This is a genomic window from Acinetobacter towneri (genome assembly GCF_001758345.1).
GTDB classification, from domain to species: domain Bacteria; phylum Pseudomonadota; class Gammaproteobacteria; order Pseudomonadales; family Moraxellaceae; genus Acinetobacter; species Acinetobacter towneri_A.
The window spans coordinates 148654-169799 of record NZ_MKQS01000005.1; the positions used below are offsets into that span (position 1 = coordinate 148654).

Sequence of the window (21146 nt, forward strand, 5' to 3'; positions counted from 1 at the left end):
AATTCTCCCCAATTATGTTGGTGCGCTAACCTGAACAAAACGCGTTTTCAAATCAATTTCTTGAATTTGCGTATTTACAGGTATGCCATATTCTGTCAAACAATCTGCCATAGTTTTTTTGGTGCGCAACCCTGCATCAGCGTTGTCATTGATATATCCCACCGCACTGCCATTACCAATACACTCACGTTGCACATCTGCCAAATCGGCACTCGAATAATTCGGTAAAATCGCAGTCGCTGTGACACGCACCCGACCATCCACCTTACCTTGTTGAACATTGGAACCTCCGCTTGCATCTGTACCACGGTCTAAGTCCGAACCTGGTGCGGCATCCGTATTTGGCCCTACAATATACTTAATAGCCACTTGAGTGACTACGGCTTCGCGCGCGCTACCAAAGTCTTGTTCCAAATCACAAAAGCCACTACGGTTAGTTTCAGTAGTGTCTACAGTAGCTTTGGTGTCATCTGCAGCTATAGCTGTTGGCGGAATAAGCACGGTCATATCTAAAACACTGTTCACTTGCAAAGCAGCAGTTGGTTTATAACAAAAAACATATTCACGACCACGAGCAAGTGGGTCTTTTTGATCACTAATTGCCTTACCCACCACACTCATCACCGAAGTTAAGTTTTTATAACTACTGCGGTTTAACAAAATATTGGTTGGTGTATCACTGGTTTGTAGTAACAACTGACCAATTTGACTGTTGGTTGCAATATTTAACGATGTCATTGCCACACGTATGGCTAAAACACCCACAATAGTAATCACTAACAACATAATTAAAACCACAATTAATGTTGCACCACGCTGTTGACGCTGGAATGTAGGTTGAACTTTCATTATCTTTCTCCCAAACCATTTCTAAACGTCACTGCCGTGCTATACACACGTCGTGCAAATCGATTAGTCGTGTCTGTTAATGTGACATTTTGATTTAGAATATTAATACTTCGGGTTAAATCTATATCGTTATTGCGTGTGTTGTCGGTAGAACGCACTAACACTGCCATTTTTACCGAAACAATACGAGGTGGCTCCGCCAATGCTGTACGAGCTGCCGCAGCAACAGTTCGATATTGATTAATCGTATAATAAGCCATGTTGCCCGCTGCATTTCTAACACCCAATTGCACGGTAAAATGATCAACCCGAGGCATAATCAACTCACCCGCTCCACCAAACCCAGCAATTGTTGTCGGTTCTGCTACAGCTGTGGCATTTGGGGTGTTAGCATCGCACGCTAAACCGTAATCTGTACCAGTGGTTGCAGTTGCTACAGCACGGCGCACGAAATAGCGCTGAATCACATAATCGCCCGCTTGAACATTTGCGCCCTCGCAATTCACCATGGCGTTTGGTGCAACAAATTGTATGGTGAGCTGATCACTTGCCACACTCACATTCGACAAACCTTGCCATTCATTTACAGTTGAACTCACCGACTCCCCTGTACCAACACTATGACTCAACAAGCCCTGTGCAATAAAAGGTGCACCAGTGGGAATTGGAATATTTGCATCCGTTACCGTTGCAGTTCGTGCAGTGAGCACCACTCCACCCCACGGAGTTTGTTCATTTAACTCTGGAAAATCGGTATTAATGTAATTGGCTAGACGCAAATCTCTCGCTACATAGTCCAAACCAAACACACCGCTATTTTGCAGCTCTGCGTTTGCTTGCTGCATTCGTGAGGTGAGCAACCCACCAAGAAAGAGTTGTATTGCTGCAGCTGTTATCAACAACCCCAGTGCCAAAGCCACCATTAATTCAATGAGCGTAAAGCCCGCTTGCGAGCCAAAACCAACCTTATGCTTTTTAAATGGAGTTTTCATTAATATGCCTCCATCATTAAACAATTCGATCCATTAATATAAACACCCGATGTATTCATGCAATTACTTACATCAGCTGTTGTACTCGTCGCACTCAAAGTCGTATTTCCCCAAGCAGCATATATACATTGCCGCTGAATCGGCGCCGAACCAACACCCGGACAACTCGTCATCGTAATATTCATTCCAATATCAAAAGCAGCTCGAGCAGCCATAAATGCATCGAACTGCGCCATTTGAGCTGGTGTACATAAATTGTTTGAACATGATGGAGAGGGTGCTGTAGGTGCAGCAGTAATATTAGTATAACCACGGACTGCGGCTGGGTAGTTTGTTTGCGCCGCTGGATTGGCCCGCATATTCTCAGCCAACGTGCGTGCAATTAACATCCCTTGCGAACGCGACAAGGCCTCACTAGAGGCATCCACAGCACGAATTTGCAAGATGCTATAACCCAAAACACCAACAGCTAATAGCAAAAGTGCAACGAGCACTTCTATTAGCCCCACACCTTGTTGAGATTGATGAGATTTCATTAGCACGTCCCCGAAGCTTGACTAATAATTCCTAGTCTTGTAACCGTAATAGTTTTCTGCTTCCCTGATTTACAAAAATTAAATGTTTGTGGCGTGCTTGGGCTTATACTTCCAATGTCACTAAATAAAACTGATGTTGCACTTGTAGACTCAACCCTTACCCCTGCATCTAATTGCACAGAAATAATTCTACTTTTCAAAACTTCCTCTTTCTGCGCTGTAGTCAAAACAGGCACCACAGGTGGCCCAGGATTAGTTGCTGTATATTCAGGTATCGTCGCCGTTGCACATTCATCTTTAGTAAAATCATTATCTGTCTGCGTCTTGCTCAAACACAAACCCACTGTTGTTTTCATTAATGCCGCCTGCGATTTAGCCTGATTAATTGCCATCACCAATTCACGTGCCGAACTATTAATTTTTTGTTCTGAAATTAAACTCCTAAAAGACGGCGCAGCCATTGACGCAATAATCGCCATAATCGCAATCGTCACCATCAATTCTATTAAGGTGAATCCTCGATTTTTCCCCATCGCCCGCACCTAACTCTTTTAAAATTCCTTACTCTATATTAAATTTATTTTTTACAGAACCAATACAAAGCAGATAAGAGTAATAAAAAAACGGATGGAGTGTCGTCCATCCGTTTTGAGTTCACATTTTTCTATAAAAATTAGGCCTGAATCACTTGTATCCGTAACTCTTTGGGCAAACTAAAGGTAATATTTTCTTCACGTCCAGCCAGCTCTTCAGGTGCTTTCGCACCCCAATCCTGTAAGCGTTGAATCACCTGTTTAATTAAAATTTCAGGTGCAGATGCGCCCGCAGTTACACCAATTTTTGTATTTGCTTTAAACCATGCTTGGTTTAATTCATCGGCATTATCCACCAAGTAGGCTTGTTTCCCCATACGCTCTGCAAGTTCGCGTAAACGGTTAGAGTTAGATGAATTTGGCGAACCCACCACCAACACCACATCGCATTGATTGGCTAAGTCGCGTACAGCATCTTGACGGTTTTGGGTGGCATAACAAATATCATCTTTGCGTGGCCCTTGAATATGTGGATATTTCTGGCGCAAGGCATCAATGACTTTAGCAGTGTCATCAATCGACAAAGTAGTTTGTGTCACAAAAGCCACTTTATCTGGATGCTGAACCGCAAGTGCAGCCACATCATCCTCATCTTCCACCAAATAAATTTCGCCACCATTTTTCTTGTCGTACTGCCCCATCGTGCCTTCAACTTCTGGGTGGCCTTCATGCCCAATCAAAATAGCTTCGGTACCTTCACGCGCATACTTAGTCACCTCAATATGCACTTTGGTGACCAACGGACAAGTCGCATCAAATACTTTTAAGCCGCGACGCTCCGCTTCTTGCTGCACCGCTTTAGATACGCCATGTGCACTAAAAATCACGATATTGTCATCGGGCACTTCATCTAGCTCATCAACAAAAATTGCACCGCGTTGGCGTAAGTCATCTACCACAAATTTATTGTGTACCACTTCGTGACGTACATATATAGGGGGATTAAAACACTCAAGGGCACGATTTACAATCGCAATTGCTCGGTCTACACCTGCACAAAAACCACGTGGATTCGCCAATACAATTTCCATAGAACCCTCTATGTTGAAGTTAAATAGGTCGGATGTTTAAAAATTTATGCCAACAAAAGCCATCTTGGCTATTTTGTTTAAGGGGCGTCTACTCTAAAATAGAGAAGATATTTTATCATATCAGGAAAAATATCATGTCGGGTCTATTGTTTGTCGTTTCTGCCGCTTCAGGAACAGGCAAAACATCCCTTGTTAAAGCCCTGCTTGAGCGTGTGAATAATTTACACGTTTCAGTCTCTCACACAACACGTGGTCAGCGTCCCGGCGAACTCGATGGTGTGCATTATCACTTCACACAAAAACAAGATTTTATCGACTTGGTAAAACAAGGCGGTTTTATTGAATATGCTGAAGTCTTTGGCAATTATTACGGCACCGCGCAAGCAACGGTTAAAGAGCAGTTAGCCAAAGGTCACGATGTGTTACTTGAAATTGACTGGCAAGGCGCTCAACAAGTACGCAATCTTTTTCCTGAATCGAAGCAGATTTTTATTCTTCCACCAAGTCAGTTTGATTTACGTGAGCGCTTGTCTAACCGTGGCACCGATGCAGTCGATGTGATTGAGCATCGTTTGGGCTGCGCAGTAGAAGACATGCAGCAATATGTCAATTTTGACTATGTGATTATTAATGATGACTTTAATAAAGCCCTGCACGATTTAGAAGCAGTGATTATTGCCAACCGTTTGGTGACGGCGCAGCAGACACAACGTCATCAAGCCTTGATTGAAAAGTTAATTAGCCCGCCAAGCGCGTGATTAAAACTTGAGTCTATAAGCAAAGCACCTTATACTGCACAGTCTGTTTAAATTTATTATTCGAACGAGAATCCTTATGGCACGCGTTACCGTTGAAGATTGTTTAGACCATGTAGACAACCGCTTTGAGCTTGTACTAGTGGCAAGCAAGCGCGCGCGTCAATTGGCACGTCAAGGCATTGAGCCAACTGTAGAGTGGGACAATGACAAGCCAACTGTAGTGGCATTACGTGAAATTGCTGTGGGTCATGTGTCTAAAGACATTTTGAAACAACGTGATCAAGACTATCAAACTTCAAGTCTTGACCTTGCACTTTCAGCAAATAACTTGAATTTAGATGGTTTTTCTTTCCAATAAGAACCACTTTCTGAAAAAGCCTAGTATTTTACTAGGCTTTTTTGTTGTCTGAACTTTAATCTTGCGCTAAAAACCGTTATAACATAAGGAGTAAGACCCTGTTTATTAGTGCCAAATTTATCACTATTTTGGCATGAAAAAAATTGACAAGTCATGCAATATGCTTTTCATTATAAGGTCTAACTGTAGATTCGTTATCACTTGTATTTTAAAGGGTGTTATATGCCAGGCACGATGGTCAGCCAAGCCAAACAACAGCTTCAAGCCATGATCGAACCTTACCTTAGCGTAAGTGAAGTCGAACAGGTGCTTGCGGCTTGCGATTATGCTGAGCATGCGCATGATGGCGTGACCCGTAAAAGTGGTGAACCGTATGTATTACACCCGATTGCGGTGAGTTGTATTTTGGCACACATGCGTTTGGATGCCGACACGCTCATTGCTGCGCTATTGCACGATGTCATAGAAGATACCGACTACAGCAAAGATGACATCACAGAAAAATTCGGACGTACCGTTGCCGAACTGGTCGATGGTGTAACCAAACTTAGCCATTCGAGCGACAAGGAATACAACAAAGCCGCGTCGTTCCGTAAAATTCTGCAAGCAACCTTACAGGATCCACGTGTCATTATTGTGAAACTGGCAGACCGTTATCACAACATGACCACATTAGATGCGCTGCGACCAGACAAACGCGCACGCATCGCCCAAGAAACCTTTGATGTATTTGTACCTATGGCACGTATCGTGGGTATGAATGAAATGGCGGATAATCTTGAACATCTGTGTTATCAAAACCTAGATTTAGATATGTATAACGATGTGCAAGCCGCCCTTTTGCAAACCAAGCCAAAACGCTGCGAATACCAGTCTAAATGGGAACAAAACCTTGCCGACCTGCTGCAAAATAATCAAATTACAGGCCGGATTAAAAAGAAAAATAACAATATTGAATTACTGCGCCACTTTGTTAAAAACGATATTGATCTACAAGAACTGACCCACAGCCACGCCTTTGAAATTATTTTACAAAGCATTGCCGACTGTGACCGTTTGGCCGATATTTTACGTGACAGCTTTCAGGTCTTGCATTATGAAGATCATATCCGTCGCCCACTGCCAGGCGGTAACCAATCGCTCATGATGCGGCTAAAAGGTGAACAAACCACCTTATCACTTACCATTCAAACTGAATTGATGCGTAAAGCCGCACGTTTTGGTGTGGTCTTGGGTGAAAACGCACCGCAAGCCTGCCGTTCTGCCATTCAAGCCTCTATGCAAAGCTTGAACATGTTGATTGACGGTGAATGCGCTAAAACTACATTTAGCGATTTACTGGATTATCTACACCAAGAGAAAATTCATGTTTATACCCCGCACGGACATTTACATGAATTGCCGCAAGGCGCCACCGCAGTTGATTTTGCCTATGCAGCCAGTTTGTTCTTAGGTAACCATGCCGTCGGTACAAAAATTAATGGTGAAAGCAAACCACTTTCCACACCACTCACCAGCGGGCAAGTGGTCGAAATCATTACTGATGTTTTAGCCACACCCAACCCAGATTGGCTGAGTTTTATTAATACCCAAAAAGCCCGTCGTGCCTTACAGAATATTCTGCGTGATCAGGATATTGAAGAACAGCGTTTGGTGGGTCAGCAAGCGCTTAACCGTGCGCTGAAATTATTTAATCACTCGATTCAAGACTTGACCGAAGCAGATTGGTTAAATGTGTTGCAATGGCGCCACATTGACTCTAAAGACCGTTTATTTGAGCAAATTGCAGTCGGTGATTTATTGCCGCAGTTGGTGGCGAATCATATTTACGCACTCGATCACGACAGCAGCGAACATTCTGACCGTCTGATTCAGGGCACAGAAGGCATTGACGTGAAATATGCGCACTGTTGCAATCCTGTACTGGGCGATCCGATTCAGGGTAATTTGTCACGCCGTGGCTTGATTGTGCATCGTGCGCGTTGCAACAACTTACTGCATGAGCAACATCAACATCCTGAAAATATCATGCCGCTACAATGGACTTCGGAAGATGTAGATGACGTGAGTTTTACGGCTTACCTCAGCATTGATATGGATATGAATGACGAACAAATTTCCGATTTGATCTATCAATGTCGTAAGGCCAAAACGGGAGTAGAAATGGTACGCAGCCACGATGGCAAAACCTATGTGAATATTGTGGTGAATAACCGTAAGCAAATTGCCAAAATTATTCGTGATTTGCGTATGCACTTCGGTTTCCCACGAATTAGCCGTTTAGCGCGCCCCATCAGCATCGCAGAAGAAGCCAAAGCTTGTTAATTTAATGTGGCTACATAGTTTGACTGTGCCGCACCTTCACCGATTTTGCATTATAGACTCATCAGGCTACTGAAATGCAGTCGGATGGTCTATGATGTTCATACATTATTTTAGGAGAAATCAATGTCTCGCCAAGTCATCCATACTGAAAATGCACCTGCAGCAATTGGTACTTACTCTCAAGCCATTTTAGTGGGCAATACTGTTTATTTATCAGGTCAAATTGGTTTAGACCCATACAGCATGGAATTGGTAGAAGGCATTGAAGCGCAAATTCGCCGCGTGTTTGATAACTTAAAAGCCGTTTGTGAAGCTGCGGGCGGTTCTTTGGCCGATATTGCCAAGCTCAATATTTTCCTGACGGATTTATCTCACTTCCAATTGGTCAATCAAATTATGGGCGAATACTTTGCACAACCTTACCCTGCGCGTGCAGCCTTAGGTGTGGCTAGCTTGCCTAAAGGTGCTTTAGTTGAAATGGATGGCGTGGTGATTATCAATTCATAAGTCATCATCATTCAAACACTTAAAAACCATTAAACGATGCCACCTGTTAAGTGGCATTTTTTAATTCAAAAACTCAATTACAACAAATGACTTTTCAAATGATTTTTATTGACAAACGATAATAATTATCAATAATAACTCTTATCTTATTTCAATTATTGTGGTTGCATTCATGTACGTTTGCTTATGCCGTGGTATTACAGATCAAGACATTAAAGAAGCCGTTGCCAATGGTGCAGAGAGCTATCGTGAAATTCGCGATATGTTTGACTTGGGCACGTGTTGTGGTCGCTGTGCACCTGAAACTCGCGCTATCATTAGCGATGAAATTGCACAAATTGCGTCTCGTCTTGCCGTTGCTGCCTAAAGCTGCCGTTTTATTGCTCTCCCGCATTTCAGTATTATAATTTTTACTCGGTGTTTGCTCTCCCGCTTTCGACTACAGCGGGTTTTTCTTGGCTTACATTTCTTCACACCGCCTAGCTAATTGTTTTTGATTGCGATTTTCATTCGCCGTTCGATAAATCACTCGCCATTTTGCCCAGTCTTGTTTAAGATACAAATATAGATTGCCTTAAGCGGTTTAAGGCAGAAATTGTTGATGGAGTGCTGCAATGAAAGGCAATCGTGATGTGATTAATCAACTCAACCAAGTTTTGTATCATCACCTGACTGCAATTAACCAATATTTTTTACATTCACGTATGTTTAATGATTGGGGCATTGAACAACTCGGCTCGGCTGAATATAAAGAGTCGATTCGTCAAATGAAACATGCTGACAAAATTATTGAACGTATTTTATTTTTAGAAGGGCTGCCAAATTTACAACACTTGGGCAAATTGTATATCGGTCAGCATACGGCTGAAGTGTTGAACTGCGATGTTCGTAAAGTCCAAGAAAATATTGAAGCGATTCAAAAAGCCGTCGTTTTGGCAGAACAACAATTGGACTATGTAACTCGTGATTTGGTTCAGGAAATTCTAGAGAAAGAAGAAGAGTATCTCGACTGGGCAACGACACAGCTTGATTTGGTTGAAACGGTAGGCATTGAAAACTATATTCAAAGCCAACTCTAAGATTCATCTCGTTTCAATCGCACAAAAGACTGGTTTTCCAGTCTTTTGTTTTTTGGGGCACTTTACCTAAAATTCAGTATCTTGCCTATCTCTAATGAAGAAGCTCTCCATATCAATATATTTTACTTATGCGCATTTTAAATTCTTGGATTTATAAAAAAGTATTTATAACGCAAAAAAATGTTTCATGGGTTGCATCTGTTGATGCAATATCCGAATAATAAAAATTCCATAATCCTGTTTTTTATAAAAAATAGCATGTTGATGATGATCGTGACGGCGTATTCCCTCGCCAATATCTACACATGCATAACCAATCAGCGGTGAACTCACTAACAAATGAAAGGTATTTTCCAAATGTTGCGTGTATTGGTCAGCTTGAGCTACACCAAAATTAAGTAAGGTGTATTCATAAATAGCAGTGAAGTCGTCGACAGCTAAATTTGATAGCTTATACACGATGCTTCTGCTTCACTTGAGCCGCAATATCTTTTAGGCTAAGTGTACTTTCTCCACTGTTCTCACCTGCTTCAATCGCTTGCTTTAAAGCTGCAGTTTGATTTTCTTGCTGCTCCAATAATCTTAGTGCAGATCGCATCACTTCACTGGTTGAACCATAACGTCCAGATTCAATCAGTTTGCTCACAAAGTTATCGAGTTGTGGGCCAATTGTTACACTTGTAGTTCTCGCCATCAGCATGCCTTATTGTTTGAATAGATCATACAATTCTAACACAACTCCCTTTATCTGAACAAAAGTTCAGCATCTCTTTAAATTTTCGCACATGAAATCAATTTTATAATGAATACCCCCTCTCTTTTTAAAGAGAAGTTGGGAGAGATTTTCAACATTGAAAATTTTCACCATATTTGGCTCACTATTTTCAAATCCCCCTCCTTGCGCTACACAAATCAGCGCGGCTTTGCCTCATCCAATAAAGTCGCATAATCTACATTGACCTGCCACAAAGTGCTTAACAACCATAATTGCTTTTTGGCTTCTGCCTCATACCCATTAAAGGCTAATATGCGTGCATATTTCAACAAATCGTAACGGGTTGGATAATTCAACACAATTTCATGGATATCCTGCAATTGATCAGGCGTTTGTAGGCTATACGGATTTAAACGAATCCACGCAATGCGGCGGTTAAATTCTTGCAGTACAAAAATACGCTCTTGATGGGTGATTTTTTCAGGTGTGTGTTCATAGCGTACCGACTGATTCAATTTAGGCACCATCACCTCATAATCACGATAAATCAGCATCAACAACAATGCGCCAACTACAAAAGTACTGCGTAAATAAATTACAGATAAAGTGAAGTTTTTGAACACCCGTTGTGACTGAACCATGCCGATAATAAAACCTACAGGCAGCAAGAAGTAGGCATAGTTTTGTGGAAATTCCAGCATGGCATGCACGCTAAATGCCCCGACCATTAAAATCCCCACAACCGATTCCACCGATTGGGTATATTTATGCAACTGGTAAGCCCAATAGCCCAGATACGCCAAAAATGGCACACCGAGTATCACACCATTCCAAAGTAAAAAGTCTAAAATGAAATTGTGTGCGCTGCGAATCCACACAGGACCTTGCACAAATTCGCTAATCGTGACATACGCCACACTGGTTTGATGCCAACCATAGCCCCACCACGGTTGATGCTCAATCGCAGCGAGCATTTGCTGCCAAATCGCCAAGCGTGACATATCACCTGTGGCGCGCTGCACCACATCACGAGATTGCACTGAAAGCTCTGCACTTTGTGAGAGCAATTGACTGAAAGCAGGTGCAATAAAAATCAGCCCGATAAATGCGGCAAACCACAGCAAACTATAGCGCCATTTAATCCGCATCACGCCACGGTATTGCTGATAGCCCAGATAGGTCAAGAGACACAGCGATGCCAACCACGACGTCCGCGATTGACTCAATACCACACCCACCAAAATCATGGCAGCAGCAATCACAATCCACACGGTTTTAAGTTTTTGTTTTTCGTATAAATATAGGCATGCCATGAGTGACATCACCAAAAAGGTCGCCATATTATTGGGTTGGGCGAAGTTGGCATAAGGGCGTTGTCCGATTTTAATATCTACCATCATTGGCAGGTATTGGTCGAGTGTCAGCCACTGGCAAATCGCCATGAATGCGGTGATACTTCCCACGCCGAGTAGCACATAACTAAAGCCTGCGAAGATGCGTTCACGTTCGCTGTTGGTTTGCGTGAGGTTGTAGCCAAAAATGATTGTTAACCAAAAACTGAAGATATACACGCTGCTGAGCAAGGCTTTGTCTAAGAAGTAGACTAAGCCAAAGCCCCACTGAATGAGTGGAACACTGCACAGTGCCAGTAAGGGCAGGCTGATTTTGGGTATTTGTAATTTTTCTTTAAACAGGCAGGCTGCAAGGGCAAACAGGGCAAAAAATGCGTAGAGTTCGCCTGTATAGGTAACCCATGGGCGGTAGTGAATGGGCAATAGCCATGCAAGGGAGATGAGAATACTGGCCAAAAGCAAGAGCAAAAATTTCATGCTGTAACAGTTGAGAAAAAGATGAGCTATGATAATCAAAAAAGCAGATCAAAAGGTAATCTGCTTTTAAATCTTATTCATGCCATGGTCTTAAATCAACTACCTTAATAATTTTGTGATCAGAATCAAGTAATACCGTTAAGCCAACACCTGTCGTTCTCAATGGCATCCAATATTGTGCTGTTGGATAATCTTTTAACACTCTTTCAAAATCACTTGCTTTATTAAATTGCTTTAAAGATGATAATGGCTCTGCATATTGTTTTAAACGCTGCTCTGCATAACTTAAGTCATTGTATGTTGTTGGCATCAATTGCGGAGCAGATAAGCCATTATTTAGATTCTTTGCATCATCAACTGCTACCCATTGTGGTTGTAACCAACCATTATTGTTATAATCTGGATCTGCTTGTTTTTGATCTTTAGTATCGACAACATTTGCAGGTATAACCTCAAATAACCAACCGGCTTGTACAATCCATGCAGGTCTTGATTGTGCAATAGCATATACACCATAGCCCGTTGCCAATACTTGAATCAACACAATAATGCTCAAGTCCATTTTTAAGGTTTTTTTTCCCTCTTTGTAAACCAATAAACTTAGTAAGGGACCAACAATCACATCAATTACGACTAGCATTAAAAAAATTGTCATCACCCCTTCTGCCGAAGCCAAAGGTGCTGGATACCAAACAAAAAATACAAGTGCTATAAGAACTATAGCTACTAAAATTGAGCTAGCAAAATGCATCAAAAAATAACGGACTCTCTTTGAAAAAAACATAAATTTTCCTTTTCCCTTAAATGCCTTTACCATATTTGAATTCAGTAATCATATTATCATCTGTAATCAATTCAGGCTTTCTAGGAAAAGCAGGAATTTGTTCATAAGGAATAAGTGGATTTTTCATGATTTCATTTTTTGCAAGAATACATTGATTTTCACCGCTAAAAATCTTTTGTTTACTTAAAGGATCTTCTAGTTCACATAAGCTAGTGATCATATCTTTTTCACTTAGCAGAATTTGATTACTCGAAGCCAACACAAAGAACTTATATTTATAAACTCTCGGAAAAACTTGCTTTGCTGTATAAAATGCATCAATTGATTGGGTCGTATTGTAAAAAGCAACTCCATTTTCATTTAATACACTTTTAATAAGATGAAGAAAATTTTGACTTAGCAAGTTTGACCCATAAGCTCGCCAGTGCCAAGTCGTATTCATAAGTACTATATCAAACTTTTTATTTTGATTTTTCTTCAACCATTTTCTACCATCATCAAAAACAATTTCTATTCTTCTATCTTTAAGTATCCTAGATATGGCAGGATCACTTTTGATTAAATCATGATATGCAGGATTAATCTCAATAACTGTTATTTTTTCCAAGCTTGGCATCATACTTAAAACCTTGACCCAAGAGCCAGTGCTAAGACCAATGACCAAAGCATCTTTTGCCTTAGGTCTTATTGTAGTCAGAAAATATGCTCGATCTATACCATTTGTATTATGAAAAATATCAGTATTGAATTTACCATCATAAACATTTGCACCAAAAACAACTTGATCACCATGAGAATTATATACTTGTATAAACCCATGTTTATTTTCAATAATTTTTTCTGGATATACATTTAGTTCATAACTATTTTTTGAAAGCTCATAAAAAAGTTTTTCAGGTAGAAATAAGCAAAAAAATACAAACATATTTATTAAAAATATTATAAATTTAAATTCTTTTTTATTAAAACAAATAGCTGAGATCAAAAGTGTTAAAAAACAAATCAAAATATAGACTTGCTGAGTATTAAGAAAATCTAAAGCTACAAAACTAATAAGCAAAGGAGCTAAGGCACTTCCAAAAACATTGGAAAAATATACATTGGAAATCTGAGCTCCTGTTTTAACTTGATTTGCTCCGACATGATGTATCATCGGGAAAACAATTCCTCGAACCATAGCAGAAATAAAAACAAAACTACCTAAAACAAGAATTAAACCATTAAAATAAAAACTAAAATATACTAAAACAATTAATAATAAATCAACAAGTGCCGCAATAAAAAAAATAATACCGATATTAGATAGCTGTAAATTTTCTCTTAATTTACATATTTTTTTCCCAATTATTGCACCAATAGATATTCCAACAAGAAATAATGCTAAAGTAAAGGAAAAGGTCTGCGGTACAGACATTCCAGCAAAAGAAATTATCCGCATCCACAGAATTTCTTGTGACAAACTAAGAAATCCACTAAAAAAAGAAATCAAATAGATAATTTTATAATTTTTCATTATATTTACCATAAATAATAAAACCCGAAATAGCCACAATCACATTAAGTGTTGCAGCAATATAAATCGTCTCAGATAAACCAATATAATTAAAAAAAATAAAACCTGTACCTAAAGCACCAAAACCAGCACCTAATGTATTATAGAAATATAAAACACCAATAGATTCACCAACATTATTTAGAAAACGATTAAAAAAACTTGTTAATAATGGCAATGTTGACCCCATTAAAAAAGTTGGAAACAATAATAATATAAAATTAAGAAAAGAAATCTTTAATATACTAGAATAAACAAAATGATCTTGTAATAATAAAATAAGTTTACTACTAAAAAAACCAAAAACTCCTATTAAAAGCTCTATTAAGCAGAAAATAAAAATAGTATTTTCCTTAAATTTGTCCGCCATTCTTCCTCCATAGAAAGCCCCCATGCCTAAGCCAACCATAAAAATCGAAATTATAATTGTTACTGATGTTAAATCAACCCCAAAACCTGTAAATAATAATCTCTGCCAACAAACTTGATAAATAAGAGCACTAAACCCCGATATAAAAAAAATTGCAGCTAAAGTAGAAATCAGCTCTCTTTGAGTCTCTATCATTTTATCACTAGACATTTCCCATCCTTTTTATATAAATCATAATTTTCCTTACCCATAATGAAACGTGGATACTGTTCAAAATTTCTTAATAAACTTTTATTTAAACTATATTTAGGTATTTCAATATTAGCAGCATCAACTAATGTTGGAAAAATGGCTGTTTGGTTTATTTTCTTATTATGATTTATGTCAATATTCTTTGTTTTTTCAACATTATTCTGTTTAAACATATTTGAATACCAAATAAAGCTTGAAATTTCAAAATTAAAATGTGTTTCATTTCCATGTCCACTTTTTCCACAACCATCGATATACAAATCCTCACCATGATCTGATGAGAAAAATAGAAATGATTCAGTATTTTCTTTTAATTTCAACAACTCTATCAGTTCATTCAAAACATAGTCAGTATACGCTATTGAATTATCATAACTATTCAACATTTCATTTTTATATTTTTGTTCTTGTAAACTATATTTTTCAATATCACGTAAAGAGGGTTTAAATAAATCATAATCATCAGAATAACGATGCAAGTAATTGTAATGACTCCCTAATGTATGAACTATAATAAATTTATTTTTCTCATTGTTACTTATAATTTCTTTAAATTTTGGAATTAAAACTCCATCCAAATCACCTTTATTATTATAATTAGCCTTATTTAAAAAATATATATTATTTGCCTCTTTAGCATAAACAGATGTGCTTGTATCAAAAGTTCCAAACTTTTGTTGTGTTGATAACCAATAGGTTTTAAAATTTACTTCATTAAATACAGATATAATTGATCTTTCTGGGAAGTCATAACTAAAAACTTTTTCAGCAGGTTTTCTTGTTAGCATAATTGGAATCGAACTTCGTGTTGCATTTGATACAGAAACCATATCTGATAAATTTATCAAATTATCTTGATATTTTAGCTTCTTATTTGTTTCTCTACTATACCCATTTAATTCCCAGTTCTGTCTTCGACTTGACTCTCCAATAACCAATACAATTATCTTATTGCTGTTATTATTTTTTAACTTTGCATTAAACTTAAAAAACTTTTTCCTATCAAAATCTTTATTAATTTTATCCTGCTCTACCAAGAAATCAGAAAATACTAAAAAAAGACCAAACGGATAGGTTTTCTTTATCTCTTGTAAGAATATGTTTCTTTCTTCCACTAAAAAAGCATGAGTATGAAAATTTCCATTTATTTCAGAAGAAACTTTTTGGTTTAAAAGAAATGATATACACATATAAATAGAAAATAATAATAAAACCCAATATCGACTTCTATGCATCCAAACTAAAGGTTTTTTATGATTTTTATAAAATATAACACATATAATAAATAACCACAAAAATAAGCCAAAAACATAAATTAATAAATTATATCCTAAAAAATTTATAGCTTCTTGAGTATTTGTTTCAAATATAATAGATAAAATTTGTTCATTAATTGATGCTTTATAGATTAATATATAAAATAAAATAAATGGGATAAAAAATAATAATGGAAACAAAAAAACAAGATATTTACTATTTTTTACAACTGAATAAAACCAAACAAGTAAAACAACACTTAATAAAAAAGCATCCAAATCTCTATCCATAATATATAAAAATATATTTGGAATTAATAATAGTAAAAAAATATACATTATAAAAAGAAAAGCCCTTATATAAAGGACTTTTCCAATTTAAATATTATACAGAAGCTGTACAAGCTGCAGGACGATATTTAGCTAAAACTGTAGTATAACAACGCCATGTACCATCAACAGCACGCTCCCAAACTAAAGTATTTTGAGTAGCAGGTTGAAGATCACCTGCTGCACCATTACCAAATGTTGCGGTAATTCTATTTACAGCATTCGTTACAAGTGGACTTGTTACTTGAGCAACACCATTCACACCCGTAGTAACAGCTGTAGAACCATCTTGTTTATTACCAATTTGTAAATTAGAAGCAGTTGCGTCCAATTGACATTGGTTAGCAGCTGCTCCCAAAACCAATTTACCGTTCAACAAACAGTTATCTACCGCTGTTTTCATATTACCCGCTTCACCCATTACACGAGCAACCTGTGAACGAGCAATATAGTTTTGATAAGATGGAATCGCGATTGCCGCCAAAATACCAATGATCGCTACAACGATCATTAATTCGATAAGGGTAAAACCTTTTTGCATCGTATTCATAAACATTCTCCACAAATGTTTGTTAATTTAATTATAAGCTTTGTAAGCTATTTTATACTTAGCACTAAACGTGCCAACTTTTATTATAGACAATTATCACAAAAAAACAGCATCTTGCACATAAAAATTTTTTTCATATTCAAACCGACTGTTTATTTGTGTTAAAAAGTGACAATAATTGTCAGACCAAAAACTTGAGTTTAACAAATTTTGTCATTTTTAGAGAACTGTGTCACACTTTATATTATTACATCATCTATTTTTTATGTATTTGATTTAAATTTGAGCAAATTTAAGTTGTGTGCGGTAATCAATTTTGTGCTTTTTCTACTTCTATGCTTTAGACAGAGTAAACCATCTATGACACATAGCGAAGAATTGTAAAATCTCAAAAGTAAAGGTTTTATAGCAAAAATCATGACCAAGCCCTCTCCTATCTTTCAAAGAGAGGGACATAGATTGACAAAAATCTATCCCAAAATAATCGGCGCATTGCCCAATTCATTTTGCTGATCTAGCAACTGACGGTCATAAAACGCATCCAAAATTTCACCAATTTCTTGCACACCAGTGATTACTGCTTGCCGATACTGCTGCTGTGCCAAACCCTGCACGATATGCGCACAGACGTCATCCCACACCTGTTGCGTGGTCGCGGTTTTAATGCCACGGTCAATCACAATTTCCACTTTGCGCTCACACAAATTCAGGTACAGTAAAACCCCGCTGTTCAATTCGGTGTCCCAAACACCCAATTCTGCAAATAATTGGCGCGCACGGGTATGCGTATCTACCGCATACGCCAAACGTGACGGTAAACAGCCTTCAATCACCACCTGAATTTCCCCCACATGCCCATGCTCGGCAGCAGTCACCGCTTCTGCAATGGCATGCTGATCTTGCGCATTAAAAAAACGTTTGGTGGCAGGTAAATAAAAGAAATGCTTCAGCCAGCGCTTTACACTCGGACGGGCTGCAATATCCATTTTTGGTTGAGTAATAATTTCTGTTGTATCTGTAGTAGTTACCATGATCCTGATGCTCCTCCCCCACCAAAGCCACCACCGCCGCCGCTATAGCCACCGCCACCAAAACCGCCGCCGCCAAAACCACCGCCACCATGTCCGCCTCCACGCCCTGCAGAGGACAAGAAAATTTGGAAAATGGTCTGTGCAATGGCAGTGATGAGTAAAAAGAAAATTCCCGCGCCAATCATTAAACTGGTGATTAAGCCTGCACCATTGACCAAACCTGCCACTGTACCTGCCACGGCAGCGGTTGAAGCACTTAAGCGTTTTCCAACAATCAGTGAGCCAATCACCCCTGCAATTAAAATAAATAAAGCACTGCTCAAGGTTTTTTCACGTGCCTGTTGTTCTTGCAACGCTTGTTCCTGACGTTGTTTCAGTTCTTGCGCCGCCTGTGCAGCAACTTCGGGGTCTAAGTTTAAAATCCGTTCAATTTCTGCCAAGCCTGCATCTATGCCTTGTGCATATTGCGCTTGTTTAAAATACGGCGTAATGCGTTGGTTAATAATCCGACTGACCACAATATCGGGCAACACGCCCTCTAATCCGTAACCTGTTAAAATTTGAATACGACGGTCATTGACTGCAATTGCCATCAACACACCATTGTCCTGCTTGGCAGAACCGAGCTGCCATTGTTCTGCGACCCGCATGGCAAAATCAAAAATATCTTCCTGCCCTGTGGTCGGTACAATCACCACCCCAATTTGTGCTTTGGCGTGTTGATGTAAATTTAAAATCCGCTGGCTGATTTGCTGTTTTTCTGTGGCAGTGAGCAAATTAGCTTGATCGACCACGGGCTGATTCAAGGTCGGCAAAGCACGGATGGATTCACCCTCTGCCATATCATGGGCAATTTGCGGTTGCTGAACGGGTTTTTCTATAGGTGCTTGCTGAGTGCTCGATGTAGACTGGCGTGAATTTGTAAAATCTGGGATGGGGTTGGCATTTTGAGGATGCGGTTGCTGCACAATTTTACCCAGCACCACAGCTTCGGCGGTTTCATCCGTTGCTGTAGCAACTTCACTATATGCCAAGCCACTCAAACACATAATTGCCATGAGCAGCAGCATCTGCGCTAGACTCATGTGGGTCTTGCTGTGCAATTGCAGCATCCAGACATCCTCCTAGGCGTTATTCAAACGAAACTTTCGGTGCTGTTTGTGCGCTTTGTTCGGCACTGAAGTTTGGTTTGGTGTCCATACCAATGACTTTTGCGGTCATCACTTGCGGGAACTGACGTGCATAGCTGTTAAAGTCTTGCACTGTGCTGATGTAACGGTTACGCGCCACGGCAATACGGTTTTCGGTGCCTTCTAGTTGTACTTGTAAATCACGGAATTGCTCATTGGCTTTTAAGTCTGGATAATTTTCAGACACCGCAATTAAACGTGATAAGGCACTGGTCATTTGCGCCTGTGCTTCCTGATATTTCTGGAATAACGCAGGGTCTTCCAATACCGACTTATCCACTTTTAAGCCTGCGACATTGGCGCGTGCCTGAGTGACCTCAGTCAAGACTTTTTCTTCATGTTTGGCATAGCCTTTGACCACATTCACCAAGTTTGGCACTAAATCGGCACGGCGTTGATATTGGTTCTGGACTTCTGACCAAGCCGCTGTTACGGCTTCATCTTTCACCTGTAAGGTGTTATAGCCGCAGCCGCTTAATGTCAAGGTACTGCTTAAAGCCACTGCAAGCATGGTTTTTTTTGTGAAATTCATAGATTATCCTCTAAATTTTCTTTGTATTTGTTTGAAATGATTTCATTCTAACGTGAAATTCTGACCTGTTTGTGTATTTTGTTTAATCGAGCGAATCACCAAACTGTTTACATCAAACAATAACCTTGCACAGTAGATTGAATTAATATTGATGGTACTTCTCTTACGTCATATATGGTTCAAGGATGGGAATATATTCCAGAAGAAGATGAGGTTGATAAAATATCCAATAAAAAAGGCTGAATTCCTTAAAACTCAGCCCTTTTAACATCTAAGCAAAACAAACTCGTTTAGACCTCTAAATAATCCAAAATACCTTCTGCAGCCTGACGACCTTCCCAAATTGCAGTCACGACCAAATCAGAGCCACGCACCATATCGCCCCCTGCAAAAATTTTCGGGTTTGAGGTTTGGAACTTAAATGTTTGCTGTTCTGCTGCCAGCACACGACCTGAACCATCTACCCCAATATTAGCAGAGGCAAACCAATCTGCAGGGCTGGCACGGAAACCAAAAGCAAGCAATACCGCATCTGCAGCTAAAACTTCTTCGGAACCTGGAACAGGCTCTGGGCTGCGACGACCACGACTGTCAGGCTCACCCAATTGTGTAGTGACCACTTTAACACCTGTGACTTTGCCATTTTCACCGACAATTTCAATAGGTTGACGGTTAAATAAAAAGTTCACCCCTTCTTCACGGGCATTGGTCACTTCACGACGTGAACCTGGCATATTGGCTTCATCACGACGATAGGCACAAGTGACTTGCTGCGCACCTTGACGAATCGAAGTACGGTTACAGTCCATGGCAGTATCACCACCACCCAGTACAATCACTTTTTTGCCTTCAACGCTAATGTAGTCTGCAGGGTCTTTTTCCCAGCCTTGGCAACGGTTGACATTGGCAATCAAGAAGTCCAGCGCATCGTGTACGCCATCTAAATCTTCACCAGCAAATCCACCTTTCATATAGGTATAAGTGCCCATGCCCATAAATACGGCGTCATAATCGGCAAGCAATTGTTCAATCGTAATATCTGTACCAATTTCTGTATTTAAACGGAATTCAACTCCCATGCCCGAAAAAATTTCACGGCGGCGTTTCATCACGTCTTTTTCCATTTTAAATTCTGGAATACCAAAGGTCAGCAAGCCACCAATTTCAGGGCGTTTGTCAAAAACCACTGGTTTGACGCCATTACGCACCAAGATATCGGCACAGCCCAAACCTGCAGGGCCTGCACCAATAATCGCCACTTTTTTATCGGTCCATTTCACATGCGACATATCTGGACGCCAACCCAAGGCAAAAGCAGTATCGTTAATGTACTTTTCAGCATTGCCAATGGTCACTGCACCAAAACCATCATTTAAGGTACATGCACCTTCACATAAACGGTCTTGTGGACAAACCCGTCCACAAACTTCAGGCAACGTATTGGTTTGATGACACAATTCTGCTGCCTGAAAAATACGGCCTTCCGAAATTAGTTTAAGCCAGTTCGGAATATAGTTATGCACAGGGCATTTCCATTCACAGTAGGGGTTACCACAGCCCAAACAACGATGGGTCTGATTGGCCGCCACTTCTGCAGTAAACGGTTTATAAATTTCCACAAACTCATTTTTGCGGACATCGAGATCTTTTTTCTCTGGATCTTGGCGTGCTACATCCAGAAATTGAAAGTCATTATGTAGGCGTTCTGCCATGTCTTTCTCCGTAGG

The 21146-nt window shown here is 39.5% G+C and carries 23 protein-coding genes; 6 read left to right on the top strand and 17 right to left on the bottom strand.

Features of this window, described 5'->3' with window-relative positions; translation table 11 throughout:
* Nucleotides 1–12: 12 nt before the first annotated feature.
* The 5 genes from BJN41_RS03935 to ispH all read right to left on the bottom strand — a co-directional run bounded on the left by BJN41_RS03935 (nucleotide 13) and on the right by ispH (nucleotide 4001).
* Entirely contained in the window at nucleotides 13–849 is an 837-nt protein-coding gene (locus BJN41_RS03935) for a PilX N-terminal domain-containing pilus assembly protein (RefSeq protein WP_070153472.1), read from the bottom strand.
* A complete protein-coding gene (locus BJN41_RS03940; protein WP_070153475.1) occupies nucleotides 849–1841 on the bottom strand; it encodes a PilW family protein in 993 nt (330 codons plus the stop codon). The genes BJN41_RS03935 and BJN41_RS03940 overlap by 1 nt, the downstream gene beginning before the upstream one ends.
* On the bottom strand, nucleotides 1841–2377 hold the full coding sequence (gene pilV / locus BJN41_RS03945) for a type IV pilus modification protein PilV (RefSeq protein WP_005156508.1): 537 nt from the start codon (nucleotides 2375–2377) through the stop codon (nucleotides 1841–1843). Before pilV ends, BJN41_RS03940 begins: the two co-directional genes overlap by 1 nt.
* Complete coding sequence (locus BJN41_RS03950) at nucleotides 2377–2910, bottom strand: Tfp pilus assembly protein FimT/FimU (RefSeq protein WP_005156510.1); 534 nt, start codon at nucleotides 2908–2910, stop codon at nucleotides 2377–2379. The genes pilV and BJN41_RS03950 overlap by 1 nt, the downstream gene beginning before the upstream one ends.
* Nucleotides 2911–3050: 140 nt before the next feature.
* Nucleotides 3051–4001: a 4-hydroxy-3-methylbut-2-enyl diphosphate reductase gene (ispH, locus tag BJN41_RS03955; protein WP_070153477.1), complete on the bottom strand. Its 951-nt coding sequence runs from the start codon at nucleotides 3999–4001 to the stop codon at nucleotides 3051–3053.
* A 134-nt stretch (nucleotides 4002–4135) separates the two neighbouring features.
* Here ispH and gmk point away from each other — a divergent pair, with 134 nt between their 5' ends.
* From gmk to bfr, 6 genes are all read left to right on the top strand, one after another.
* Entirely contained in the window at nucleotides 4136–4759 is a 624-nt protein-coding gene (gmk, locus tag BJN41_RS03960; protein ID WP_070153479.1) for a guanylate kinase, read from the top strand.
* 76 nt (nucleotides 4760–4835) lie between these two features.
* Nucleotides 4836–5117: a DNA-directed RNA polymerase subunit omega gene (gene rpoZ, locus BJN41_RS03965; protein WP_004896248.1), complete on the top strand. Its 282-nt coding sequence runs from the start codon at nucleotides 4836–4838 to the stop codon at nucleotides 5115–5117.
* Between the two features lie 222 nt (nucleotides 5118–5339).
* Nucleotides 5340–7442, top strand: coding sequence for a RelA/SpoT family protein (locus tag BJN41_RS03970; protein WP_070153482.1), 2103 nt, complete (start codon nucleotides 5340–5342; stop codon nucleotides 7440–7442).
* 123 nt (nucleotides 7443–7565) lie between these two features.
* Nucleotides 7566–7949, top strand: a complete 384-nt coding sequence (locus tag BJN41_RS03975) for a RidA family protein (RefSeq protein ID WP_004809961.1) — start codon at nucleotides 7566–7568, stop codon at nucleotides 7947–7949.
* 172 nt (nucleotides 7950–8121) lie between these two features.
* The gene (locus BJN41_RS03980) at nucleotides 8122–8316 is read left to right on the top strand and encodes a bacterioferritin-associated ferredoxin (RefSeq protein WP_004809963.1); all 195 of its coding nucleotides are present in this window, start codon (nucleotides 8122–8124) and stop codon (nucleotides 8314–8316) included.
* 247 nt (nucleotides 8317–8563) lie between these two features.
* On the top strand, nucleotides 8564–9028 hold the full coding sequence (bfr, locus tag BJN41_RS03985) for a heteropolymeric bacterioferritin subunit Bfr (protein ID WP_004974510.1): 465 nt from the start codon (nucleotides 8564–8566) through the stop codon (nucleotides 9026–9028).
* Between the two features lie 165 nt (nucleotides 9029–9193).
* Here bfr and BJN41_RS03990 read toward each other — a convergent pair whose 3' ends face one another.
* From BJN41_RS03990 to BJN41_RS04045, 12 genes are all read right to left on the bottom strand, one after another.
* Nucleotides 9194–9487: a type II toxin-antitoxin system RelE/ParE family toxin gene (locus tag BJN41_RS03990; protein ID WP_070153485.1), complete on the bottom strand. Its 294-nt coding sequence runs from the start codon at nucleotides 9485–9487 to the stop codon at nucleotides 9194–9196.
* The gene (locus BJN41_RS03995; RefSeq protein WP_004974509.1) at nucleotides 9480–9722 is read right to left on the bottom strand and encodes a type II toxin-antitoxin system ParD family antitoxin; all 243 of its coding nucleotides are present in this window, start codon (nucleotides 9720–9722) and stop codon (nucleotides 9480–9482) included. Before BJN41_RS03995 ends, BJN41_RS03990 begins: the two co-directional genes overlap by 8 nt.
* A 218-nt stretch (nucleotides 9723–9940) precedes the next feature.
* On the bottom strand, nucleotides 9941–11572 hold the full coding sequence (locus tag BJN41_RS04000) for a PglL family O-oligosaccharyltransferase (protein ID WP_070153487.1): 1632 nt from the start codon (nucleotides 11570–11572) through the stop codon (nucleotides 9941–9943).
* Between the two features lie 73 nt (nucleotides 11573–11645).
* Complete coding sequence (gene tfpZ, locus BJN41_RS04005; RefSeq protein ID WP_141730362.1) at nucleotides 11646–12389, bottom strand: TfpX/TfpZ family type IV pilin accessory protein; 744 nt, start codon at nucleotides 12387–12389, stop codon at nucleotides 11646–11648.
* Nucleotides 12373–13869: a fused MFS/spermidine synthase gene (locus BJN41_RS04010; protein WP_070153493.1), complete on the bottom strand. Its 1497-nt coding sequence runs from the start codon at nucleotides 13867–13869 to the stop codon at nucleotides 12373–12375. The genes tfpZ and BJN41_RS04010 overlap by 17 nt, the downstream gene beginning before the upstream one ends.
* Nucleotides 13856–14488: a fused MFS/spermidine synthase gene (locus BJN41_RS04015; protein WP_074964449.1), complete on the bottom strand. Its 633-nt coding sequence runs from the start codon at nucleotides 14486–14488 to the stop codon at nucleotides 13856–13858. Before BJN41_RS04015 ends, BJN41_RS04010 begins: the two co-directional genes overlap by 14 nt.
* Nucleotides 14470–16065 carry a phosphoethanolamine transferase gene (locus BJN41_RS04020; protein ID WP_227515210.1) on the bottom strand — a complete coding sequence of 532 codons (1596 nt, stop codon included), beginning with the start codon at nucleotides 16063–16065 and terminating at the stop codon, nucleotides 14470–14472. The genes BJN41_RS04015 and BJN41_RS04020 overlap by 19 nt, the downstream gene beginning before the upstream one ends.
* Nucleotides 16066–16171: 106 nt before the next feature.
* Entirely contained in the window at nucleotides 16172–16657 is a 486-nt protein-coding gene (locus BJN41_RS04025) for a pilin (RefSeq protein WP_413772608.1), read from the bottom strand.
* A gap of 479 nt (nucleotides 16658–17136) precedes the next feature.
* Nucleotides 17137–17697: a TPM domain-containing protein gene (locus BJN41_RS04030; RefSeq protein ID WP_070153502.1), complete on the bottom strand. Its 561-nt coding sequence runs from the start codon at nucleotides 17695–17697 to the stop codon at nucleotides 17137–17139.
* Complete coding sequence (locus tag BJN41_RS15960) at nucleotides 17691–18809, bottom strand: TPM domain-containing protein (protein ID WP_070153504.1); 1119 nt, start codon at nucleotides 18807–18809, stop codon at nucleotides 17691–17693. Before BJN41_RS15960 ends, BJN41_RS04030 begins: the two co-directional genes overlap by 7 nt.
* 19 nt (nucleotides 18810–18828) lie before the next feature.
* Nucleotides 18829–19419: a LemA family protein gene (locus tag BJN41_RS04040; RefSeq protein WP_070153507.1), complete on the bottom strand. Its 591-nt coding sequence runs from the start codon at nucleotides 19417–19419 to the stop codon at nucleotides 18829–18831.
* A gap of 290 nt (nucleotides 19420–19709) precedes the next feature.
* The gene (locus BJN41_RS04045; RefSeq protein ID WP_070153806.1) at nucleotides 19710–21131 is read right to left on the bottom strand and encodes an FAD-dependent oxidoreductase; all 1422 of its coding nucleotides are present in this window, start codon (nucleotides 21129–21131) and stop codon (nucleotides 19710–19712) included.
* Nucleotides 21132–21146: the final 15 nt, after the last annotated feature.